At 72.6% G+C, this 20077-nt stretch carries 16 protein-coding genes; 7 read left to right on the plus strand and 9 right to left on the minus strand.

All coding sequences use genetic code 11. The annotated features are described in order from the left end of the window. Nucleotides 1-139 precede the first annotated feature (139 nt). Nucleotides 140-1162: a WxL protein peptidoglycan domain-containing protein gene (locus QBL25_RS39965; protein WP_409061866.1), complete on the minus strand. Its 1023-nt coding sequence runs from the start codon at nt 1160-1162 to the stop codon at nt 140-142. 130 nt (nt 1163-1292) lie between these two features. Continuing rightward, a complete protein-coding gene (locus tag QBL25_RS39970) occupies nt 1293-2435 on the minus strand; it encodes a DUF6801 domain-containing protein (protein WP_409061867.1) in 1143 nt (380 codons plus the stop codon). Between the two features lie 611 nt (nt 2436-3046). Here QBL25_RS39970 and QBL25_RS39975 point away from each other — a divergent pair. The 4 genes from QBL25_RS39975 (at nt 3047) to QBL25_RS39990 (ending at nt 8530) form a co-directional block, all read left to right on the plus strand. Continuing rightward, nucleotides 3047-4297, plus strand: a complete 1251-nt coding sequence (locus QBL25_RS39975) for a glycosyltransferase (RefSeq protein WP_409061868.1) — start codon at nt 3047-3049, stop codon at nt 4295-4297. 150 nt (nt 4298-4447) lie between these two features. Next, nucleotides 4448-5704, plus strand: coding sequence for a lipase family protein (locus QBL25_RS39980; protein WP_409061869.1), 1257 nt, complete (start codon nt 4448-4450; stop codon nt 5702-5704). Nucleotides 5705-5729: 25 nt separating this feature from the next. Next, a complete protein-coding gene (locus QBL25_RS39985; RefSeq protein ID WP_409061870.1) occupies nt 5730-6962 on the plus strand; it encodes a hypothetical protein in 1233 nt (410 codons plus the stop codon). A gap of 83 nt (nt 6963-7045) precedes the next feature. Then, nucleotides 7046-8530: an MFS transporter gene (locus QBL25_RS39990; protein WP_409061871.1), complete on the plus strand. Its 1485-nt coding sequence runs from the start codon at nt 7046-7048 to the stop codon at nt 8528-8530. A 22-nt stretch (nt 8531-8552) separates the two neighbouring features. Here QBL25_RS39990 and QBL25_RS39995 read toward each other — a convergent pair whose 3' ends face one another. The 3 genes from QBL25_RS39995 to QBL25_RS40005 form a co-directional block, all read right to left on the minus strand. Next, nucleotides 8553-9593: a sulfotransferase gene (locus QBL25_RS39995; protein WP_409061872.1), complete on the minus strand. Its 1041-nt coding sequence runs from the start codon at nt 9591-9593 to the stop codon at nt 8553-8555. A gap of 88 nt (nt 9594-9681) precedes the next feature. Beyond that, a complete protein-coding gene (locus QBL25_RS40000) occupies nt 9682-10344 on the minus strand; it encodes a response regulator (protein ID WP_409061873.1) in 663 nt (220 codons plus the stop codon). Further along, nucleotides 10341-11468, minus strand: a complete 1128-nt coding sequence (locus tag QBL25_RS40005; RefSeq protein ID WP_409061874.1) for a sensor histidine kinase — start codon at nt 11466-11468, stop codon at nt 10341-10343. The genes QBL25_RS40000 and QBL25_RS40005 overlap by 4 nt, the downstream gene beginning before the upstream one ends. 264 nt (nt 11469-11732) lie before the next feature. Between QBL25_RS40005 and QBL25_RS40010 the strand changes: the two genes are divergently transcribed. Next, entirely contained in the window at nt 11733-12161 is a 429-nt protein-coding gene (locus QBL25_RS40010) for a DUF6223 family protein (protein ID WP_409061875.1), read from the plus strand. Nucleotides 12162-12170: 9 nt separating this feature from the next. Here QBL25_RS40010 and QBL25_RS40015 read toward each other — a convergent pair whose 3' ends face one another. The 4 genes from QBL25_RS40015 to QBL25_RS40030 all read right to left on the minus strand — a co-directional run bounded on the left by QBL25_RS40015 (nt 12171) and on the right by QBL25_RS40030 (nt 17473). Beyond that, a complete protein-coding gene (locus tag QBL25_RS40015) occupies nt 12171-14114 on the minus strand; it encodes a glycogen debranching N-terminal domain-containing protein (RefSeq protein WP_409061876.1) in 1944 nt (647 codons plus the stop codon). After that, a complete protein-coding gene (locus QBL25_RS40020; protein ID WP_409061877.1) occupies nt 14111-15532 on the minus strand; it encodes an MGH1-like glycoside hydrolase domain-containing protein in 1422 nt (473 codons plus the stop codon). Before QBL25_RS40020 ends, QBL25_RS40015 begins: the two co-directional genes overlap by 4 nt. After that, complete coding sequence (locus QBL25_RS40025) at nt 15529-16329, minus strand: TIM barrel protein (protein WP_409061878.1); 801 nt, start codon at nt 16327-16329, stop codon at nt 15529-15531. The genes QBL25_RS40020 and QBL25_RS40025 overlap by 4 nt, the downstream gene beginning before the upstream one ends. 97 nt (nt 16330-16426) lie before the next feature. Next, nucleotides 16427-17473 (minus strand): zinc-dependent alcohol dehydrogenase, encoded by a 1047-nt coding sequence (locus tag QBL25_RS40030; protein ID WP_409061879.1) that lies wholly within the window; start codon nt 17471-17473, stop codon nt 16427-16429. A gap of 135 nt (nt 17474-17608) precedes the next feature. On the opposite strand from QBL25_RS40030, the gene QBL25_RS40035 reads away from it, so the two are divergent. Together QBL25_RS40035 and QBL25_RS40040 are read left to right on the plus strand one after the other, a co-directional pair. After that, complete coding sequence (locus QBL25_RS40035) at nt 17609-19015, plus strand: ABC transporter substrate-binding protein (protein WP_409061880.1); 1407 nt, start codon at nt 17609-17611, stop codon at nt 19013-19015. Between the two features lie 51 nt (nt 19016-19066). Continuing rightward, entirely contained in the window at nt 19067-20050 is a 984-nt protein-coding gene (locus QBL25_RS40040; RefSeq protein WP_409061881.1) for a carbohydrate ABC transporter permease, read from the plus strand. Nucleotides 20051-20077 lie beyond the last annotated feature (27 nt).

The following is a 20077-nucleotide window of genomic DNA, read 5'->3' on the forward strand; positions in this document are numbered from 1 at the left end:
CACAGGGCCCGGAGCGCGACGGCGCTCCGGGCCCGCGGCCGTGCTGGCCGTACTGGCCGTGTCGGTCGTGTCGGCCGTGCGGTTCTGCCGGACGCGCGCCGCTCCCGTCGGAGCGCGAGGCAGGGTGGGCCCGAAGGGGTCAGCTCCGCGCGGCGGAGCGGGCCCTGCGGCGGCGCACCACCACCGCCACGATCACGAGGAGCACCACCAGGGCCGACGTCACCAGGACGCCCCAGTTCACCGTGCGATAGGCGGTGCTCCCGCTCTCCACCAGCTCACCGCCCTCGTCGCTCGCGGTCAGCTCCAGGCTGCCCCAGTCCAGCGGGGGAGGCGCGGCCCACTTCTGAGTGATCCGCACCCGCTGGCCCGGCATCAGCTCGGCGGGCAGCCTGGAGCCCGCGCTGTCGAAGGACGTCCGCCCGAACAGGCCCTTCGCCTTGAGGTCGACCCTCGGTTCGAGCTGGACGTTCCCGCTGTTGACGAGCGTGTACGTGATCGTGGCGTCCTTGCCGAATCCGGGCAGCAGCGGCACCGCGTAGTCGAAGCGGACGTCCCGGACGCTCAGGCCGGGCTTGCGTTCGCCGTTGACCTGGAGATAGAGCCGGGCGCCGACCGCCTGCCGGATGCCGACGCCGGTGCCTTGGGCGCGGGCGACGCGCTTGTCGAGGGCGACGACGGCTCCGGGGTGGTCGCCGGGCGAGGCGGTGCGCGGTATGGCGACGGTGAAGGGCACGGTGGCCTTGCCGCCCGCGGCGACGGTGACCTCCGAGCGGGCGAGGCGTGTCCACACCCCGACGGACCGCTGCTTCTCGGTGGGTTCGCGCACCGCGAAGCCGCCGTCGCGCGGGGTGTTGTAGGCGTCGGCGGCATAGAGCAGAAAGGTCACCGGCTCCTTGGCGAGATTGGAGACGGTGACCTTGTCGCGCACGGTGCGCCCCGGATCCGCTTTCATCCGGAAGTACGTCCGATGGGCCGTGCCCTTGGCGGCCTTCTTGCCGTCCCGGCCGGCCTGATCGGCGGGGTAGACCGACCAGCGGCCGTTGTCGGCGGCGTACGCACCCGGCGGTGGGCCCGCTACGAGCAGCCCGATGGCCAGGGCCAGGGCGGCGACGAGGACGGTGGCGTATCTGCGGTGCGCGAGCTGCGCACGGACGACGTTCATAGGGCCCCCAGAGCGGAGAGATGCGGCGGTGACGGGCGGGGAAGGGGAGCGGGGATGCGGGTGGCGGGGCAACGCCGAAGCGGTGGACCGGCCTTCGCACGAGGGCCGGTCCACCAGGTGGCGTGCGGGATCAGGTCAGCGTCAGCGTGAGCACGGCCGCGTAGTCACCGGCGGCCGCGGTGGCCGGTACGTCGAGCGCGAGGCCCGCGCCGACCGTGAACTCGCCGCCGGTCCTGGCCGCGTCGGGCGCGCTGGCGAGCGTGGCGCCCGCCCCGCCGACCGTCCCCGGTGTGCCGGGCACGCAGGTGCTCGCCGACCCGGCCGCCGTCTGGCAGGACGGCGTCCAGCCGAGCTTGTCCGCGCCGATGGTGCCGGCGCCGCCCGTGAAGTCGGTGACCTTCCCGGTGAGCGACCAGCCGGTGGCGCCGTTACGGGCGTCCTTCACGCTCACCTTCTGCAGGTCGCCGGTCGAGTTGCCGCCCGCGCCCTCCTCGACCGGGGACAGCGCGACGCTGTCGCCCGCCTGGGCCATGGTGAGCTGACCGCCGCCCTGCTTGGGAGTCACCTTGGTGGTCACGTTCTGCTTGCCGGTCGTGGGCTCCGGTCCGGGGTCGGGATCAGGTCCGGGGTCCGGGTCGGGGCCGGGGTCGGTGCTGCCGCCCTGGATCTCCATCGTGTGCAGGAGTGTCGGCTGGCCCGCGTCGAGCGTGCACGCCGTCTCGAACTCGTCGCCGAACGGCGGAAGCTGGACCGGGGCGCCGTCCGCACCCCGGGCGATCATGTTGTGCAGTTTGAGGCCCGTGACGTCGAACGTGGCGGTCCCGGGGGCGGCCCAGGTCAGCAGGCCGCCGGGCGACTTGCCGGTGGCGTCGACGCTGAACGCCGCAGCCGGGTTGGGGATGCTGGCCTTGGCGACGGTGTTGACGACCTTGATGGGGAGGTTGCCGGTGCCGCCGGGCAGGGTGACGTTCACGTCGGCGGTGGCCTTGCCCTCCAGGGTCACCGCGCCCATGACGCCCAGGCCTTGGGCGGCTCGTGCGCTGACCTTGGTGACGGCCTTGATGTCGTACTCGGGGACCGTCTCGCCCACCTTCATGGTGGCGGGCATGTCGGCGGTGATCTCGACCTCGATCGGATCGTTGTTGATGATCGGGAACTTACAGGTGTACTTCTGGTTCAGCTTCAGCGGAACGGCCGAAGCGGTACCTCCGGTGACGGTGATCAGGCCGGTGACCAGCCCGGCGGTCGCGACCGCCGCCAGGGCGCCACGCACCCCGGCTCTTTTTCGTTGAGCTCTCATGAGCTGCCTCTCGTACTGCGTGAACGAGCAGAACGGGTGAAGGAAGAATGGCCGTACATGTCGTTATCTTCGCCAGATACGGTCCTGTTTCGGATCGGTAAACTACTGACGGGTAGTTGGGCGGTCAAGGTGCCGAATACCAGAGGAATTCAACCGCCCTTAATCGAGGGCTAATTCATCCCCGCGTGAGCAGTGAGGGATCTCGATTCGTGCGCCGATGCCAAATTCCCGGGATGCGCCGGGGGTGACAACTCCGCCCGGCTCCTTACTCATCCGGCAACAGATCTTCCCTGCGTGGTGAAACGCCTCTTGACCTGCTTCTCCGGGCGCGACTAGCTTCCGCTCTCGGCTCGATCGTCAATTCAACGCAATGGCCCGTTTCGCCGAGCGGTCGGAGTTCTGATGCTGTCTTGTCGCGCAATCCCGGACGCACGAGCGGTGCGAGGGGCCTGCCGGCCGGGCGCCTGGCCCGCCGGACTCACCGACACCCGCAATGCCCAGCCGGCCCTGGGCATTGCGGGGCTCCTCGCCACCGGCCCGGGCCGGACGCCACAGCGGCAGCGCCGGTGCGGGGGCGGGCCCCGATGAGCCGTTTCCTGTTCGTGGTGCCGCCGCTGCCCGGCCACATCACCCCGGCCGCGGCCGTCGCCGCCGAACTCGCCGGACGCGGGCACGACGTGGCCTGGGCCGGGCAGTCCGCCGTCCTGGACGGCCTGGTGGCCACCGGCCACCCCGTCTTCCCGTGTGCCGATGTCCCGGCCGTCGAGGACAGGCCGCGCGAACTGCGCGGCGCGGCGGCCCTGCGGTTCCTGTGGGCCAGCTACTTCGCACCGCTCGCGTACGCCATGGCGCCCGGGGTGACCGCCGCCGTCATGGAGTTCGGACCCGACCTGCTCGTCGTCGACCAGCAGACGGTCGCGGGCGCGCTGGTCGCGGAACGACTCGGCGTCCCCTATGCCACCTGCTGCACCAACCCGGCCGGGCTGCCGGGCAGTTCCCTCACGGACCGGCCGGGCAGCCGGTACGCCACTTCGCAGCCCGGCGAAGGGACCAGCGACCTCCTGGAAGGGCTGCGGCTGCGCCTCGGAGACCCCTCGGCCCCCTACGATCCGCGCTTCTCGCCGCGGCTCACGCTGGTCTTCTCGACCGGTGAACTCGTCGGGCCGCAACCGCCGGAACGCGGTCCGGTGCGCTTCGTCGGCCCCCTGTACGCCTCGATGCCGGTTCCGGCAGCCGTCCCGGGCGTCGAGACGGCCGACTTCCCCTGGGGCTGGGTCGACCGTGACGACGGCCGGGCCCTGGTCCTGGTCGACCTCGGAGCCCCCGATTCCCCGGTGGACGCCCGCTTCCTCGCCCAGTGTGTCGACGGCGCACGCGCCCGGTCACGCGAGGTGCGCGCGGTGGTCGCCGATCCCGCCGGGATCCTCGGACCGCCGCGCGGCGACGACGACATCCTGATCCATCCCGCCGTTCCCCGACGGGCTCTGCTGGCCCGCACGCACGCCGTGGTCTGTCACGGCGGGCACCACGCCGTCACCGAGGCCCTGTGGCACGGCACGCCCCTGGTGGTCGCCCCGGTCCGCGACGACCAGCCCGTGGTGGCCGCCCAGGTCGCCGCGGTGGGCGCGGGCGTGCGGGTGCGGCGCGGCGGGGCCGATGCCAAGGCCGTCGGGTCCGCCCTGGACGCCGTGCTCGGTCAACCGCACTTCGCCGCGGCCGCCCGCAGGGTCGGCCGCTCCTTGCGCGAAGCGGGCGGCGCGCCCAGCGCGGCCGCACAGCTGGAAGAGCTCGCCATCGCAGAGCAGGAGAACCCGTGGCAGGGACTGCAGATATAGCCGGGCGCGCCGCCGGCGGCCCACGACGACCACCGGCGGTTCCGGGCGGGCTCCCCAGAGCGGGTGGCTCTCGGGGAGCGGACCGTCCCCGGGGAGCGGGCCGCTCCCACCGCATGCCCCCACGCATCAGCCGCCCCCGAGGACAGTGACATGCCGACACGGACACCCCTGCGGGCGGGACGGCTCACCCTCGTCGTGGCCCTGATCCTCGCGGCCTGCACGCTCCCGGCGAGCCCGGCGGGCACCGAGCCCCGCCCGGCTCCGGCGAGCGCCGCCGCACCACTGCCGCCCGACGACTTCTACGTACCGCCGTCGCCCCTGCCCGACGCACGACCGGGTGACGTCATCCGCTCCCGCAAGGTCGAGCCCGGCACCCCCGCACCGCGCGCCCTGGCCGACACCTGGCAGGTGATGTACCGGTCCACCGACGCGCTGGGCCGGCCCCACGCGGCGACCGCCACCGTCCTGGTGCCCAAGGGCGGCACCCCCGCCGCGCGCCCCGTCGTCGGCTGGGGACCGGGCACCCAGGGGCCCGCCTTCCGCTGCACCCCGTCCCGCATGATCGCCAAGGGCGCCCTGTACGAGCAGTGGGTCATCAACGCCATGCTCAGGGCCGGATACGCCGTCGCCGTCCCCGACTACGAGGGCTACCGGCCGGGACCCAAGACCACGTACATGGTCGGCAAGTCCCTCGGCCCCGCTCTCATCGACGCGGTGCGCGCCGCCCAGCGGATGCCCGCCACCGGCCTCTCCGCCGAGGCGCCCGTCGCGTTCCGCGGCTACTCCCAGGGCGGCGGCGCCGCGCTGTGGGCGGGCCAGTTCCAGCCCGACTACGCGCCCGAGCTCAACCTCAAGGGCATCGTCGCGGGCGGCGTGCCCGCCGACCTGATGGAAGTGGCCCTGCCGCTCAACGGCCGCCCCGGCTCCGGCTTCCTCTTCTACGCCCTGATCGGCCTCGACCACGCCTATCCGGAACTCAGGTTCGGCGACGTCCTCAACGACACCGGACGTGCCATGGTCGCCGACCTCGAAGCGGGCGGCTGCGCCCTCGAAATGATCAACAAATACGGCGGCAAGTCGCTGTCCGCGTACGTCACGCGCAGCCCGCTCGTCGATGCCCCCTGGGTCGCCCGCTACACGGAGAACACTCTCGGCGCCGGCCCGAAGATCAATGTGCCGGTGCTCCAGTACCACGCGACCCAGGACGCCCTCGTCGAACCGAACCAGGCCGAAGCCCTGCACCGGCAGTACTGCGCCCAGGGCGTGCCGCTGACCTGGAAGACGTACGACACCACCGGCCGGCCGCCGGTCGCCGACCACCTCTGGCCCATCCAGGCGGCCGACGCGCAGGCCCTGACCTATCTGGCCGACCGCTTCGCGAACCGGCCCGCAAACCCCAACTGCTGAGCGCCGCACCGTCGAAAGGGCAGTCATGGCAACGAGCAACAGGCACCGCAAGAAAGGCGGGTGCCGCATCCGCCGGGGCCTGGCCGGCACCGTCGTCGCGGCCGTCGCGATGGCCGGGCTCACCGCATCGGGTGCGCCCGGCGGCCCGCTCGCCGCGCCCCGCCGCGGAGCCACCCCGGACGGCGCCGCCGGAGACGGCGGCCGGATCCCGCCGGCCGGACCGTCGTCCGACGTCTATCACACCGAACTCCCGCCCCTGCGCGGCAGCTCGGGCCCTCCGGGGGAGGGGAGCGAGGAGAGCCCCGCCGTGCGACGGCAGTCCGGCATCCCGGCCGGCGTCCTCAGCGCCTACCGGCGCGCCGAGGCCGCACTCGCCGCTTCCGACCCCGGCTGCCGGCTGCCCTGGGAACTGCTCGCGGCCATCGGCAAGGTGGAGTCCGGCCAGGCCCGCGGCGGCCGGATCGACGCGCACGGCACGACCCTGACCCCCATCCTCGGACCCGTCCTGAACGGAAGCGGATTCGCGCACATCTCCGATACGGACGGCGGAAGGTACGACGGCGACGCGACCTACGACCGGGCCGTGGGACCGATGCAGTTCATCCCCTCCACCTGGGCCGGCTGGGGCGCCGACGGCAACGACGACGGCCGCGCGGACCCCGACAACATTTTCGACGCCGCGCTCGCCGCCGGCCGCTACCTGTGCGCGGGCGATCGCGACCTCGCCGTCAAGGCGGACCTGGACCGGGCCATCCTCAGCTACAACCACTCGTCCGCCTACCTGCGCACGGTCCTGGCCTGGCTGGACTTCTACCGCCGCGGCGCCCACGAGGTGCCCGACGGCAAGGGCCCGCTGCCGGCCAGTCCCGGCCCGGGCGGCAAGACCCCCGCCACGCGGCCGGCGGGCGGAGGCGGCCTGGTCGTCGGCCCGCGGCCGTCGAATCCATCGGGCCCGTCGGATCCGTCCGGACCGTCGAACCCGCCACATCCGCCGAAGCCGCGTCCGGGCGACTCGGCCTCCCCGCACCCGACCCGACCCGGCCCCCGCCCCTCCACCCCCGGCACGAGCCCCGCTCCCACGCCGCGCCCCACCGGCCCGGGCTGCCCCACTCCGTCTCCCACCGGCGGCACGTCCCCGACCGGCACCCCCTCCACCACGCCGACACCCTCGGATCCCCCGTCCCCTTCCCCGTCTTCCCCGTCCGGTTCCCCGCCCTCCTCACCGACGGAGTCACCCTCGCCCTCACCGTGCAGGTGACCATCATGCGGACGTGCGTACGGGCGATTTCCGGCCAGTGCGACGATTCGCCGGTACGTCTCGCACCACCCCGGAAGGCGCTCGTGAGCTCCACCTCCCCCCTGCCCGGCAGCACCACCGCGCTGACCGCGCCGGGTCCGATACTCATCCGTTCCGCGGCCGACGTGTCCGATCTGGTCAACTCGGGCACGGCCCGCGGCCGGCACGCCAAAATGATCGTGGTCATCGCGCTCGGCGGCATCTTCCTCGACGCCTACGACCTCAGCTCCCTGGCCTACGGGCTGCCCGACATCACCCAACAGTTCGGCCTCAGCTCCGCCATGGCCGGCACGGTCACCGCCTCGATCAGCGTGGGGTCACTGATCGGCGCCCTCGTCGGCGGCTGGCTGGTGGACCGGATCGGGCGCTACCGCGTCTTCATGGCCAACATGCTCTTCTTCGTCGTCACCGCGCTGGTGTGCGCGGTCGCACAGGACGTGTGGACGCTGATCGTGGCGCGCTTCGTGATGGGGATCGGCGTCGGCATGGACATCCCGGTCGCGATCGCGTTCCTCGCCGAGTTCTCGCGGCTGCGCGGCAAAGGCAGCAAGGGGTCACGCACGGCCGCCTGGTCGCCCGCCTGGTACAGAGCGACCAGCGGCTGCTACCTGGTCATCATGCTGTTGTACTTCGTCCTGCCGGACGCCCAGTTGGGCTGGTTGTGGCGCTTCACCGTCGGCTTCGGCGCGATCCCCGCGCTGCTGGTCCTGCTGCTGCGCCGGCGGTACATGAACGAGTCGCCCACCTGGGCCGCCGAACAGGGCGATCTGGAAGGTGCGGCGAAGATCCTTCGGCAGTCGTACGCGGTGGACGTGCGCGTCGCCGACGACGTGCCCGCAAGGGCGCCCCGCCCGCCGCGACCCGGCATCGCCGCCTACGCCCGGCTCTTCACCCGTCCCTACCGCGCGCGCACGATCCAGTCGGTGTCGGTCGGTCTGGCCGAGACCTTCGGCTACAACGCGGTCGCGTTCGGTCTGCCCATCATCATCGCGACGCTGATGACCCAGGGCCCGCTCACCACGATCGCCTCCTCCTTCGCCCTGAACCTGCTCTTCGCCCTGACCGGCGGACTGCTCGGCATCCGCTGGGCGTCGACCCGCGGCGCCTGGCCGATGATGACGCTGGGCTTCGCGATCCAGTTCGTCGCCATCACCGTCCTCGGCCTCATCGGAGAGCCCAGCGGGACGGCCGTGGTGACGGGCGGCATCCTGATGCTCGGGGCGTTCATGTTCGCCCAGGGCTTCGGCCCCGGCGCGCACATCATGAGCTACGCCTCGCTGGGCTTCCCGACCTCGATGCGCGGCGTGAGCATCGGTTTCAACCAGGCGGTGCTGCGCCTGGGCTCCACCCTGACGCTGTTCTTCTTCCCCATCCTCAGCAGTGGCCTTGGCACGCACGTGTACTGGGTCATCCTCGCCGCCCCGGTCGTCGGTCTGACCGCCCTTTTGGTCAAGCGCTGGGAACCGGTCGGCTTCGACGCGGACGCGGAGGAGCGGGCCTGGCCGGAGAGTCCGGCGTCCAGGAGCTGACCCGCTCCTCGTGCGGCGGACGTCAGCTGGGCCGTCCCTCCAGCGCGCGGGTGCCGGGCGCACAGCTCTCGCCCAACGCGTCGAACTCGGCGGCCGTCAGCTGTTTCTGGGCGGAGCCGCGGCGGCTGCCGTCGAGCTGGGCGCAGGCAGCCTCCAGCCACTGCGGTGCGGGTTCGACCCCGAGGAACGCCGCCAGGCGGGCGAGCTGTTGTGCGGGGGCGTCGAGGAGGTCCTCGTAGCCGAGGCTCATGCCCTGTGCGGCGGGCAGGGAGTCGAGGAACCGCGTGCCCTGGACGACCAGTTCGGACCACAGCGCGCCGAACCGCGCCAGGGGGAAGTCACGCTCCTGGACGAGGGCGGGGTCGAAGCGCTCGCCGAGCAGGGGGGACAGCTCCGGCGGCAGGGAGCGGATCTGCTCGGCCGTCAGATCGGCGAAGCTCGCGACACCCGTCCGTTCCCTGATCTCGCGGATCAAGGTGATCGTGCGGTAGCCGGGATGGCGGCTCATGGACAGGGCGCAGTCCGGTCCGTCCCGGTGCAGGTGCACGAATTTCGCGTAGGGAAAGGCGGCCCGCAGTCCCGGCGCCCATCCGGTCGAGTAGCCGGAGCGCTCCACGACGGCGGTCCGCCCGAAGCGTGCGCCCAGGAGAGCGAAGAGCGCTTCGTGGTGGGCGGAGGCGGGGCGGTCGGGCCAGTCGAGGACCGCCGTGCGGATCTCGTCGAGCAGTCCGTCGGGGTCGTCGGTGAGGTGGGGCAACACCATGAGGGACAGCGCGGGGATGCCGGTGGTCCGTGCCGAGTAGCGCCCCGGGCGGCGGGTGTAGAGAAATTCCGGCATCAGCAGACCGCTGCGGAGCATGCTCGCGAAGTACGGGGTGGGCCGGAAGAGGGCCTCCCAGAACTCCGCGCCCGACATGGGGCCGTCGGGGAAGGCCGCGTCACCGACGGAGGCCATGTACTCGTTGAGGCTCAGTACGTGCGGGTGGTGGTTGAGGATGCGGGACAGCGCGGTCGAGCCGCTGCGGCCCGTGCCGATGACGAAGGTCAGGCTGCGCAAGATCACTCTCCGAGGGGGCACGGCGAACTGGTGCGGGGCTCGCTGTACCTCAGCACACACACGACCGAAGGCACCAGACGCCGGACCGTGCCGGTCAGGAACGGCGCGGGGTGACGAGCCCGGATTCGTAGGCCAGGATGACGAGTTGGGCCCGGTCGCGGGCGCGGAGCTTGGACATGGCCCGGTTGACGTGGGTCTTCGCCGTCATCGGGCTGATCACCATGCGGCGTGCGATCTCGTCGTTGGACAGGCCCTGCGCGACGAGGGCGACGGCCTCGCGTTCCCGGTTGGTCAGCTCTTCGAGCCCCCTGACGGTGCTGGTGGCGAGCGGCTGGGCGACGTACCGGTCGATGAGGGTGCGGGTGATCGACGGTGCGAGCAGGGCGTCGCCACGCGCGGCGACGCGTACGGAGTGCAGGAAGTCCTCCGGCAGGATGTCCTTGACGAGGAATCCCGCCGCGCCGGCCCGCAGTGCGTCGAACACGTACTGGTCCATGCCGTAGTTGGTGAGGATGACGACGTGCACCGCGGCGAGGGCCGGGTCGGCGGCGATGCGGCGGGTCGCCTCGATGCCGTCGAGAACCGGCATCCGGATGTCGATGAGCGCGACATCGGGCAGGTGCTTCCTGGCCAGTTCCAGGCCTCCTTGCCCGTCGGCGGCTTCGGCGACCACCTCGATGTCGTCTTCGAGGTCGAGCAGGGCGCGGAACCCGCTGCGGATGAGTGGCTGGTCGTCGACCAGCAGGACACGGATCACGGCGTCGGGTCCATGGGGAGTTCGGCCTGGACGGTGAAGCCGCCCTCGCCCCGGGGCTCGGCGCGCAGTCGGCCGCCGAGGGCGGTGACGCGCTCGCGCATGCCGAGCAGTCCGACACCGGGCACGGGGACGGTGTCCGGCGTGGCCGTGCCGTCGTCGTCGACTCGTACCGCCAGGGTGCCCTCGCGCCAGTCGATGCGGATCGAGGCGGTGGCGGCGCCCGCGTGGCGGGTGATGTTGGTGAGGGACTCCTGGACGATGCGGTACACGGTCCGGCCCACCGCGGTGGGCACGGCGTGCCGCTGTCCCTCCACCGTCAGCGTGGTGTCCAGGCCGAGCGTGCGGGCGCGTTCCACGAGGTCGGGTAGGTGGTCGAGCCCGCGGGGCGGGGTCGTGTCGTCGTCGCGCAGCGCCTCCAGGGTCGCGCGCAGCTCCCGGTTCGCCTCCCGTCCGGCCTCCTGGATGGCCAGCAGCGCCTCCGGCACCCGCTCACCCCGCCGCCGGGCCACGTGGACGGCGACTTCCGCCTGCACCTTGATGACCGAGATCTGGTGGGTGAGCGAATCGTGCAACTCCCGCGCGATGCGCAGCCGTTCCTCGTCGGCGCGGCGCCGCGCGGTCTCCTCGCGGGTGCGCTCGGCCTCGTCCGCCCGCCGCTCGGCCTGTCGCAGCGCCTCACCCGCGGCACCGGCCGCGATCAGCCAGGCGATCTCCAGGGCGCCGCGGGCCCGCGCGAACGCCTCGCCGGTGTCGTACGGGCCCGAGGCCAGGGCCGCCAGCGGGAGCGCGGCGAGCAGGGCCACGCTGGTTGCCACCGCGAGGGTGCGGTGTCCCGCGCGGACGGCCGCGTACACCGCGAACAGGTAGGCGACGACCGGCACATCGAGGCCGGCCGCCTGGTAGCCCACCGCGGACAGTCCGGTGGCGGCCAGGACGGCGACCGGTGCCCGGCGGCGCGCGGCCAGCGCGAGCCCGCCGGCCACCAGCAGTGCGTAGGCGAGCGCGTCGAGGCCGGTGCCGGAATCCGGCCGGGACAGCGCGGTGGTCACCAGGGCCGCCGAGACGCCGACGGCGATGACCCAGTCTCCGACGATGGCCCGGACGCCGGACCGCGCTGCGCTCATGTGGCGCACCCTAGTTGGCCCTCGCCGTGGTGCAGTCCGTCTGGTGGATGAGGGGGCGACTACCGCCGGCGCGGTACAGCCGTGCGTCCTGCGGCAGCCGTGGTGGGCGTGTGCGGCATCGGCGGCAGCGCGAAGTGTCCGCGCCCGGCGGACGACCCGCAGGGGTGGCGGTGGAGATGCTCGGACCGCCCCGCCGCCGGCGAGGCCGTCCATCGCGTTCGGCCGCGTCCAGTTGTACGCAGCCGCAAGAGAAGGAGCACCGTGATGTCTGTGCGTCGTCTGCTCGCCACCACTGCCGTTACTGCCCTCGCCCTCCTCGGAGGCATCGCGGTCGCCTCCCCGGCGGCCGCGCACACCGCGGGGCGGCCGATGGCCGCCGGGTTCACCGACTTCGGCCTCGGCCGCTTGGGGGCCACCACGGGCGCGTTGCTGGCACTGGCCGGTGTGATCGTCGCCGGGCTGGCCCTGGCCCGCCCCGCCGGCCGCTTCGGTGCCGCCCGTCGGCCGCTGGGGGCCTGGGCCGCCCTGGCGTCGGGACTGACGGGCCTGGCCCTTGGTGTGCTGGTCGCGGTCACCGCCGACGGCGGCCTGGGCACCGGCAACGGGCTCGGCGGGGCGTATGTGGCCATGCTGGTGGGACTGCTCGCCTCGGTCCTGGGCGCGGTGGCGTCGACTCGCGGTCGCGGCTTGTGACTGCTGCGGCTACGGCAGTGTGCTCAGGGACGTGAGGACCGCCAGCGGGGTCGCGGCCGCCCAGGCCTGGGGCGAGCAGGAGTGGGGGTAGGGGACCGGCCGTCGGTGCTGGGTGAGGTCGTAGCCCGCCATGACCTCGGGCAGTCGGTGGTCGGTGTGGGTGGAGGCGGCCACCAGGCCACGGGCGACGGCGCGTGTCTCGTCGGCCAGGCCGTGGCGGGCCAGGCCGAGCAGGATGACGGCCGTGTCGTGCGGCCAGCAGCTGCCCCGGTGGTAGGACAGCGGGTGGTAGCCGGGCTGCCCCGCGGCCAGCGTGCGGATGGCCCAGCCGGTGAAGAAGTCCGCTTCAAGGAGGCGTCGTCCGACCCGCCGGGCGTGCGGCTCGTCCAGGATGCCCGACCACAAAAGGTGCCCGGCGTCGGAGGCCAGGGAGTCCACGTGACGGCCCTGGCCGTCGAGGGCCAGTGCCGGGAAGTCGGGGCCGGCCATCCAGAAGTCGCGGGTGAAGCGGGACCGCAGGTCGGCCGCCGTCTGCTCCAGCCGTTCGGCGTAGGCGGTGTCGTCCCACAGCGTGCGGGCGAGCCGTGCGGTGCGGACGAGGGCGTCGTAGGCATAGCCCTGGGCTTCGGCGACCGCGATCGGCCCTTCGGCCTGGCTGCCGTCGAGGAAGCAGATCGCGCCGGCGGAGTCCTTCCAGTTCTGGTTGACCAGGCCGTGCGGGTCGGGCGAGTAGACCAGGTAGCCGCGATCGTCCAGGCCGCCGTCGCGGTACATCCACGCGATGGCGGCCCGTGCCTGCTTTTCGAGGCGCAGGGCGAGGGCGGGGTCGGCTGTGGCTTGGGTGTAGCTGTCCAGGAGCACCAGGAAGAGAGGGGTGGAGTCGACCGAGCCGTAGTAGCGGCCGTAGGGCACCTGGCGGAAGTGGGCCAGTTCGCCGTGCCGGATCTCGTGGACGATGCGGCCCGGCTGTTCGTTGCGGAACGCGTCGTACCCGGTGCCTTGGGTCGCGGCGAGCGCGCCGAGGGTGCCCGCCGCCAACTCGGGGCGGTAGGGGAGGGCGAAGAGGGAGGTGAGCAGGGAGTCCCGTCCGTAGAGCGAGAGGAACCAGGGGACCCCGGCGCCGGGCACGCGCAGGAGCTCCCCGTCGGGGCCGGGGGCGTTCACCCGCAGCGAGGCCAGATCGCTCAGTCCGCGGGCGCACGCGGCGGCGAGCCCTTCGGGAGCGTGCGCCGGCATCGGCAACGGGGCGTCGACGAAGGCCGCGCGGTCGGCGGCCAGGGCGGCTGCGGCTTCGGCGGGCGTGGTGGCCGCCGGGCTCTGCGGTGCGCCCGGCGCGTGGGCCCGGGCCGTCAAGAGCAGCTGGGTGGTGCCGTGAGCGGGCAGGTCGAGGCGCCACTCCAGCCGGTGCGTGGTGTCCTGAACGGGGAGCACGGCCGTGGGGGCGGGGGCGGCGGACACGGTGGTGCGGGCGAGCCAGTCACCGCGCTCGTAGGCGAAGTCGACGCCGTCGGGGCGGACAGTGGCGGTGCGCCGGGCGCCGTCCTTGGCGTAGTGCCGTTTGTCGGACCGCAGTTCGAGCTGATCGGCGAAGTCGGCGTCCACGCTCAGGGCGAGAACGGCGGTGGTGGCGGCAGGACGGTTGTTGACCAGCTGGATGCTCTCCGTCAGCAGCCCTGCGGCGAGGGCCTGTTCGCGGAAGACGGTGTAGGCCGGGGGCTCGTCGCGGGTTCCCGGCAGGGTGAGCATGCAGTGGGCGGATGTCTCGCCGGCGGAGGGGACGAGCACGACGGGCGCCTCGCCGTCGACCGTCAAGGTCCAGCGGCTGACATGGCGCGCGTCGCGGTGGAACAGGCCGTCGGGGGAGGAGCCGCGGCGGCCGGTCAGTCCACCGTCGGCGCCGAGGACGGCGAAGGTGCCTCCGTGGATCAGGGTGGTGTCCGCTGCGCCGGTCACGTACGCGCTCCGTTCGAGGGGCTGGAGAGGCTCGTAGGGCTGGAGGGGCTCGTAGGGCTGGAGGGGCCGGGGTCCGCGGGGTGGCCGCCGGCCAGCAGGTCGAGGGTGAGGGCCGCGGTCCAGCCGAAGTCGCGGGTGCCGCGGGCCTGTGCGGTGACCGGGTCCACGTACTCGGCGAAGCCGCTGGCGCCCGCCGCGCCGAGCATGGCCGTGCGCAGCGCGTCCGCCGTGGGGGCCTGCCCGTACTGGCGCAGACCGCGCTCCAGCAGCCAGTTGGTGTTGAACCAGGCCGGACCGCGCCAGTAGCGGTGCGGGTCGAAGGCGTGGCCGCGGAAGTCGTAGGAGGGCGCCATCGGTACCTCGCCCAGGCGGAAGCCGGGGCCCGCCGCCGTGGTGAGCAGGGCGTCCACGACGTCCTGGGGGAGGCCGGGGACGATGAGCGGCACGAGGCCCGCGATGCTGCGTTCGGTGATGAGTGCGCCGCCGACCAGGTCGCGGTTGAGGAACATGCCGTCGGCGGGCGACCAGAGCCGCTCGACGAGCGCGGCCGTCAGGCGCGCCGCCCGCTCGTGGTGCGGGGCCGGGTCCATGCCGGTCTCGGCGGCGATGCGGGCCAGGGCGTGTTCCGAGACGATCAGGAGCGCGTTGACGCACGGGTCCTCGACGGCGAAGGCGTGCGCGCCGCCCGCGTCGGTGTAGCCGCTGTCCCGGTAGTCGGTGGCCAGCCGCACGTAGCGTCCGTAGTCCAGGTCGGTGGGGCGTTCGGCGGGCTGCCCGTGGTCGAGGTCGGCCCGCCGGTAGGAGCCGGTGGGCACGGGGTTGACGCGCGCCAGCGGGCCGTCCCAGCAGGGGCTGTTGTCCATGCCGGGCTCCCAGGGGTGCACCATGGCGGCCAGCCCTGCGCGGCCCAGGTCGCGCGGCCCGGTCAGGTAGTCGTGCCAGGCGGCGAGCCGGCCGTACAGGCGGGGCAGGAAGTTGCGCCGGCGTGAGGCCTGCGGGTCGGCCTCGTGGACGAGCCAGGCGGCCAGCGCGTGGACCGGGGGCTGCACGATGCCGGAGGTCTCGGTGTGGGCGGGGGCTCCGGCGGCGGCGCCGGCCGACGAGGAGCGCCAGAAGTCGGGGCTGGGGAAGTAGGCGTCCAGCGGCACCCGCGGGTTGAAGACGATGTGCGGGACGCGTCCGTCGGCCCACTGGGCGCCGAGCAGGCTCTCCAGCTCGCGCTGGGCCCGGCGTACGGACAGATGGCGCAGGCCGATCGCGATGAAGGCCGAGTCCCAGCTCCACTGGTGCGGGTACAGGCCGCGGGAGGGGATGGTGGAGATGCCGGTCCAGTTGCGCAGCAGGACCCGTGCCGCGCCGCGCCGAAGCGTCAGGTCATCGGCGGCGGCGGGCACGGGAGTTTCGAGCAGCGAGGTCACGCGCCGGACCTCCGCAGGAACGCGGGCACGGAGCGCACCGCCTCGACGGGGTCGCCGGTCAGCCGGCACTCGGCGGCGAGGTAGCCGTCGAAGCCGATGGTGTGCAGGGCGCCGAGCCAGGCGGGCCAGTCGAGGTGGCCGGCGCCGGGCTGGAACCGGTTGGAGTCGCTGACCTGGGCGTGCCCGATGTAGGGGGCGGCGGCGAGGATGGAGGCTGCCGGGTCGGCCTCCTCGATGTTCATGTGGTAGCTGTCGATGCCGATCTGCACGGAGTCCAGGCCCACGGTCCGGATCAGGTTGGCCGCCTGGTCGAGGCGGTTGACCATGTGGTCCTCGTAGCGGTTGAGGGGTTCCAGGTACAGGGTGACGCCCTCGGCTCGGGCGTGCTCGCCCAGTTCGGCGAGACCGGCGAGCAGCACCTCGCGGTCCTGCTCCTCGGAGCGCGGCGGCTCGAACGGCGGCAGCCGGCGCGAGAACATGCCGTAGGAGGCCGGGGTCTGCACGCCCCGTGCGCCGATCTCGGCGGCCACGCTGAGCTGGGACTTCAGCTGCGCCAGCGCGTCGCGGCGCAGGTCGTCGTCGAACGCGGCGAAGAAGTGGAGCATGTCGACGCACACCGTCGGCATGACCACGCCGTCGGCGCGGGCCTGCTTCAGCTCGGGGAGGCGGTCACGGAAGTGGGAGTCGCCCTTGGAGCGCAACTCGACCGCGTCGTAGCCGGCGTCCTGCGCGAACGCCCACTTCTCCTGGAGCGTGTCGCCCGGGAGCAGTTGTTCTTGGCAGGCGGTTTTCAGCATGGTGAAGCCTTTCGGCGCTGAGGGGCAGCGCTCTGGTGTCTGACGGCGATCGGGTGGCGGAGGGACGGCGCGGGCCCGGCGGGCCGTGCCGCGGGGCTCAGAACTCCAGCACGATCTGCAGGGCGTCGGCGGGCCGTTCGTCGAGCAGCACGTAGGCATCGGCGGCGTCCGCCACCGGAACGACATGGCTGACCAGGGACTTCACGTCGACCTGGCCTTCGGCCACCAGGGACAGGAACGTCTGCTGGAGTCGCTCGACGGTCCAGCGGCCGGCCAGCTGCGGGGGGACCCCGCCGATCTGGGAGCAGATCAACTGCACGCGGTTGTGGTGGAATTCGTCGCCCAGGCGCAGCCCGGCGCCGTCTCCCTGGTAGAAGCCGGAGGCGACGACGCGCCCGCCGACGGTGACCGAGCGCAGGGCTTCGTGCAGGGCGGGGTAGACGCCGCTGATCTCGATGGCGACGTCGGCGCCCGTGCCGCCGGTGGCCTCGCGGATGCGTTCGGCGACGGTGTCGGTGCGGGCGTTGAGGGTGTGCCGGGCGCCGTACTCGCGGGCCGTGGCCAGCCGTCCGTCCAGGGCGTCGACGGCGGTGACGCGGGCGCCGTTGAGCTGGGCGAGGCGGGTGGTGAGCAGACCGATGACGCCTTGGCCGAAGACGGCCACGTCCTCGCCGAGGTGGATGTCGGCGGCCAGGACCGCGTTGTAGGCGATGGCGCCGACCCGGGCGAAGGCCCCGGCCAGCGGTTCGAGGCCGGCGGGCAGGGTGTGCCCGACCATGCGCTCGGCCGGGACGATGCCCTCGCTGCGGTGGCCCCAGATGCCCCAGACCAGGTCGCCCGGGACCGGCATGCCGGGGGTGCCGGTGAGTTCGGGGGAGACCTCGGTGACCTCGCCGACCTCGGAGTAGCCCCAGCCGGCGACCGGGTATTCGATGCCGGCGGCGCCGTCGCGGAAGATCCGTGCCTCGGCGTCCCAGGTGCGCGTGAGGTAGGGGTTCGTGCCCCGGTAGGCGGTGAGCTCGGTGCCCGCGGAGATGCCGGAGTAGCGGGTGCGGACCCGCAGGTGCCCGGTGGGCAGCGGCGCACTTGCGTGCTCGGCGACTTCGACCTGACGGGGGCCGGTGAACTGGACGACGCGTTCCACGGGAGCTCCGGTAGCGCTGGGAATGGGTGTTACTCGCTGACTTATGTCGAAGATATCTCAGAGTTATGTCTTGTCAACACGCAAAAGTGGTGCTGAGATGCTCGGGACAGTGCGTGAGTGGCGTGAGGACACAGCATGTTGATGAAAACCCGGCGGTCGAGGACGGCCCGGCTCGGGCTCGCCGCGACCTTGGCCGCGGGCCTGCTCGCCGGCTGCTCCGGCAGCTCCGCCGCCGAGCGGCAGACCGACAACACGATCACGGTGTGGTCGCAGGAGAACCTGCCGCCCCGGATGGCGGCGACCGAGAAGATCGTCGGCCGTTTCGAGAAGGAAACGGGCGTCAAGGTCGACCTGGTCGGCGTGGACGAGGCACAGCTGCCGCAGCTGATCATGTCGGCGGCCGCGTCCGGCAAGCTCCCCGACGTCATCGGCGCCGTCCCCATGGGGCAGGTGTGGCAGATGTACGGCAACGGCCTGCTGAACACCGAGGTCGCCGACCAGATCGTGGAGGACCTGCACCCGGACACCTTCAACGCCAACGCCCTGTCCCTGACCGAGGACCACGGCACCCGGCTGGGTGTCCCCTCCGATGCCTGGCTTCAGCTGCTGGTCTACCGCAAGGACCTCTTCGCGCGGGCCGGCCTCAAGGCGCCCGACACCTATGCGAAGGCCATGAAGGCCGCGGCCGCCCTCGACCAGGACGGCCGGGCGGGCATGTCCGCCGCCACCGACCCCTCGGACGTCTTCACCCAGCAGAGCTTCGAGGACCTCGCCCTGGCCAACGACTGCCGCCTGGTCGACCCGGCGGGCAAGCCCGCCCTCGACTCGCCGCAGTGCCGCAAGGCCTTCGCCGCCTACGACGATCTCGCCCGGGAACACGGCGCGTCGGGCACCCAGAGCGTGGACACCACCCGCGCCACCTACTTCGCCGGCAAGTCCTCGATGATGATCTGGTCGTCCTTTCTGCTCGACGAGCTGGCGGGCCTGCGCTCGGACGCGCTGCCCAGCTGCCCGCAGTGCAAGAAGTCCCCCTCCTTCCTCGCCCGCAACACCAAGGTGATCACCGCCCTGAAGGGCCCCGACGGCAAGCAACCCGCCCAGTTCGGCGAGATCACCTCCTGGGCCGTCACCAAGACCGCCGAGACGGGCCCCTCCCGCACGTTCATCGAGTACATGATGGGCAAGGGCTACGAGGACTGGTTCGGCATGGCCCCCGAGGGCAAGATCCCGGTCCGCACCGGCACACCGGACAAGCCCGGCACGTTCGACCGGGCCTGGCGCTCCAGCGCCATGGGCGTCGACCGCCGGGAGTCCATGCAGAAGGCCTATCCGCCCGAGCTCCTGGACCGTCTGGTGGCGGGCGTGGGCGACATGAAGCGCTGGGGCCTGGCCGAGGGCCAGGGCGCGTTGGTCGGGGCCACCAACGGAGAGCTGCCCGTGGCCAAGGCCATCGGCGCGATGACCAGCGGCCAGATCTCGCCGGACGAGGCCGCCCAGGAGGCCAACGACGAGGTGGCCGCGCTCCAGAAGTCCCTCCAGTAGCCAGCCGCACAGGCGCTGCTTCCGGCGCTCCTTCTTCGAGGTAACCCACCCATGAGCACAGTGAAAAGCGGCGCGACGAAGCGCCGCGAGCACCAACCGCAGTCCGCGAGCACCCGCGAGAACCGTGCCGGACTCGCCTTCGTGACCCCCACCTTCCTGGTGGTCCTGGTCGTGGTGATCCTGCCGATCCTGTGGACCGTCCTGCTCGCCTTCCAGCACGCCAAGCTCGTCGACATCCAGGAGAACGGCCTCTTCGGACGCTGGACCCTGGACAACTTCGCGCAGGTCTTCGGCTCACCCGGCTTCTGGAGCAGCCTGGGCACCACCCTGGCCTACACCGTCGGCGCCACCGCCGGCTCCGTGGTCCTCGGCCTCATCGCCGCCCTCGCCCTGCGCCGGCCCTTCCGCGGCCGGGGCATCCTGCGCGCCGCGATGCTCCTGCCGTACGTGGCGCCGGTGGTCGCCGTCGCCTTCGTGTGGGAAGTGGCGCTCAGCCCCCAGTTCGGCATCGTCAACGAATGGGGCCAGAAGCTCTTCGGCTGGGACGACCCGATCGCCTTCCTGTCCACCCGCTCCTACGAAGTCGGCCTGTTCGGCGTCCACTTCGACATCCCGCTGGCGCTGCTCACCGTCATCGCCTTCGAGACCTGGCGTTACTTCCCCTTCGCCTTCCTCTTCCTGCTCGCCCGCCTCCAGGCCGTACCCGGCAGCCTGGAAGAGGCCGCCGAGGTCGACGGCGCCACCCTCAGCCAGCGCTTCCGCCACATCCTGCTGCCCCAGCTGATGCCCGTCATCGCGCTGCTGTCCGTCCTGCGCTTCATCATGACGTTCAACAAGTTCGACGACATCTATCTGCTGACCGGCGGCGGATCGGGCACGGACGTGGTGGCCGTGCGGGTCTACGACTTCCTCACCTCCCGCTTCGACGTCGGCGCCGCGTCCGCACAGGCGCTGGTCCTGGCCGTCGCGCTCATGGTCCTCCTGGGCCTCTATTTCAAGTTCTTCGGCAAGAAGGTGCAGGAGGAGTCGGCATGACCCGGACCCAGACGATCACCCGCGAGC

This window comes from Streptomyces sp. SYP-A7185, from assembly GCF_046103685.1.
In the GTDB taxonomy this organism is placed as follows: domain Bacteria; phylum Actinomycetota; class Actinomycetes; order Streptomycetales; family Streptomycetaceae; genus Streptomyces.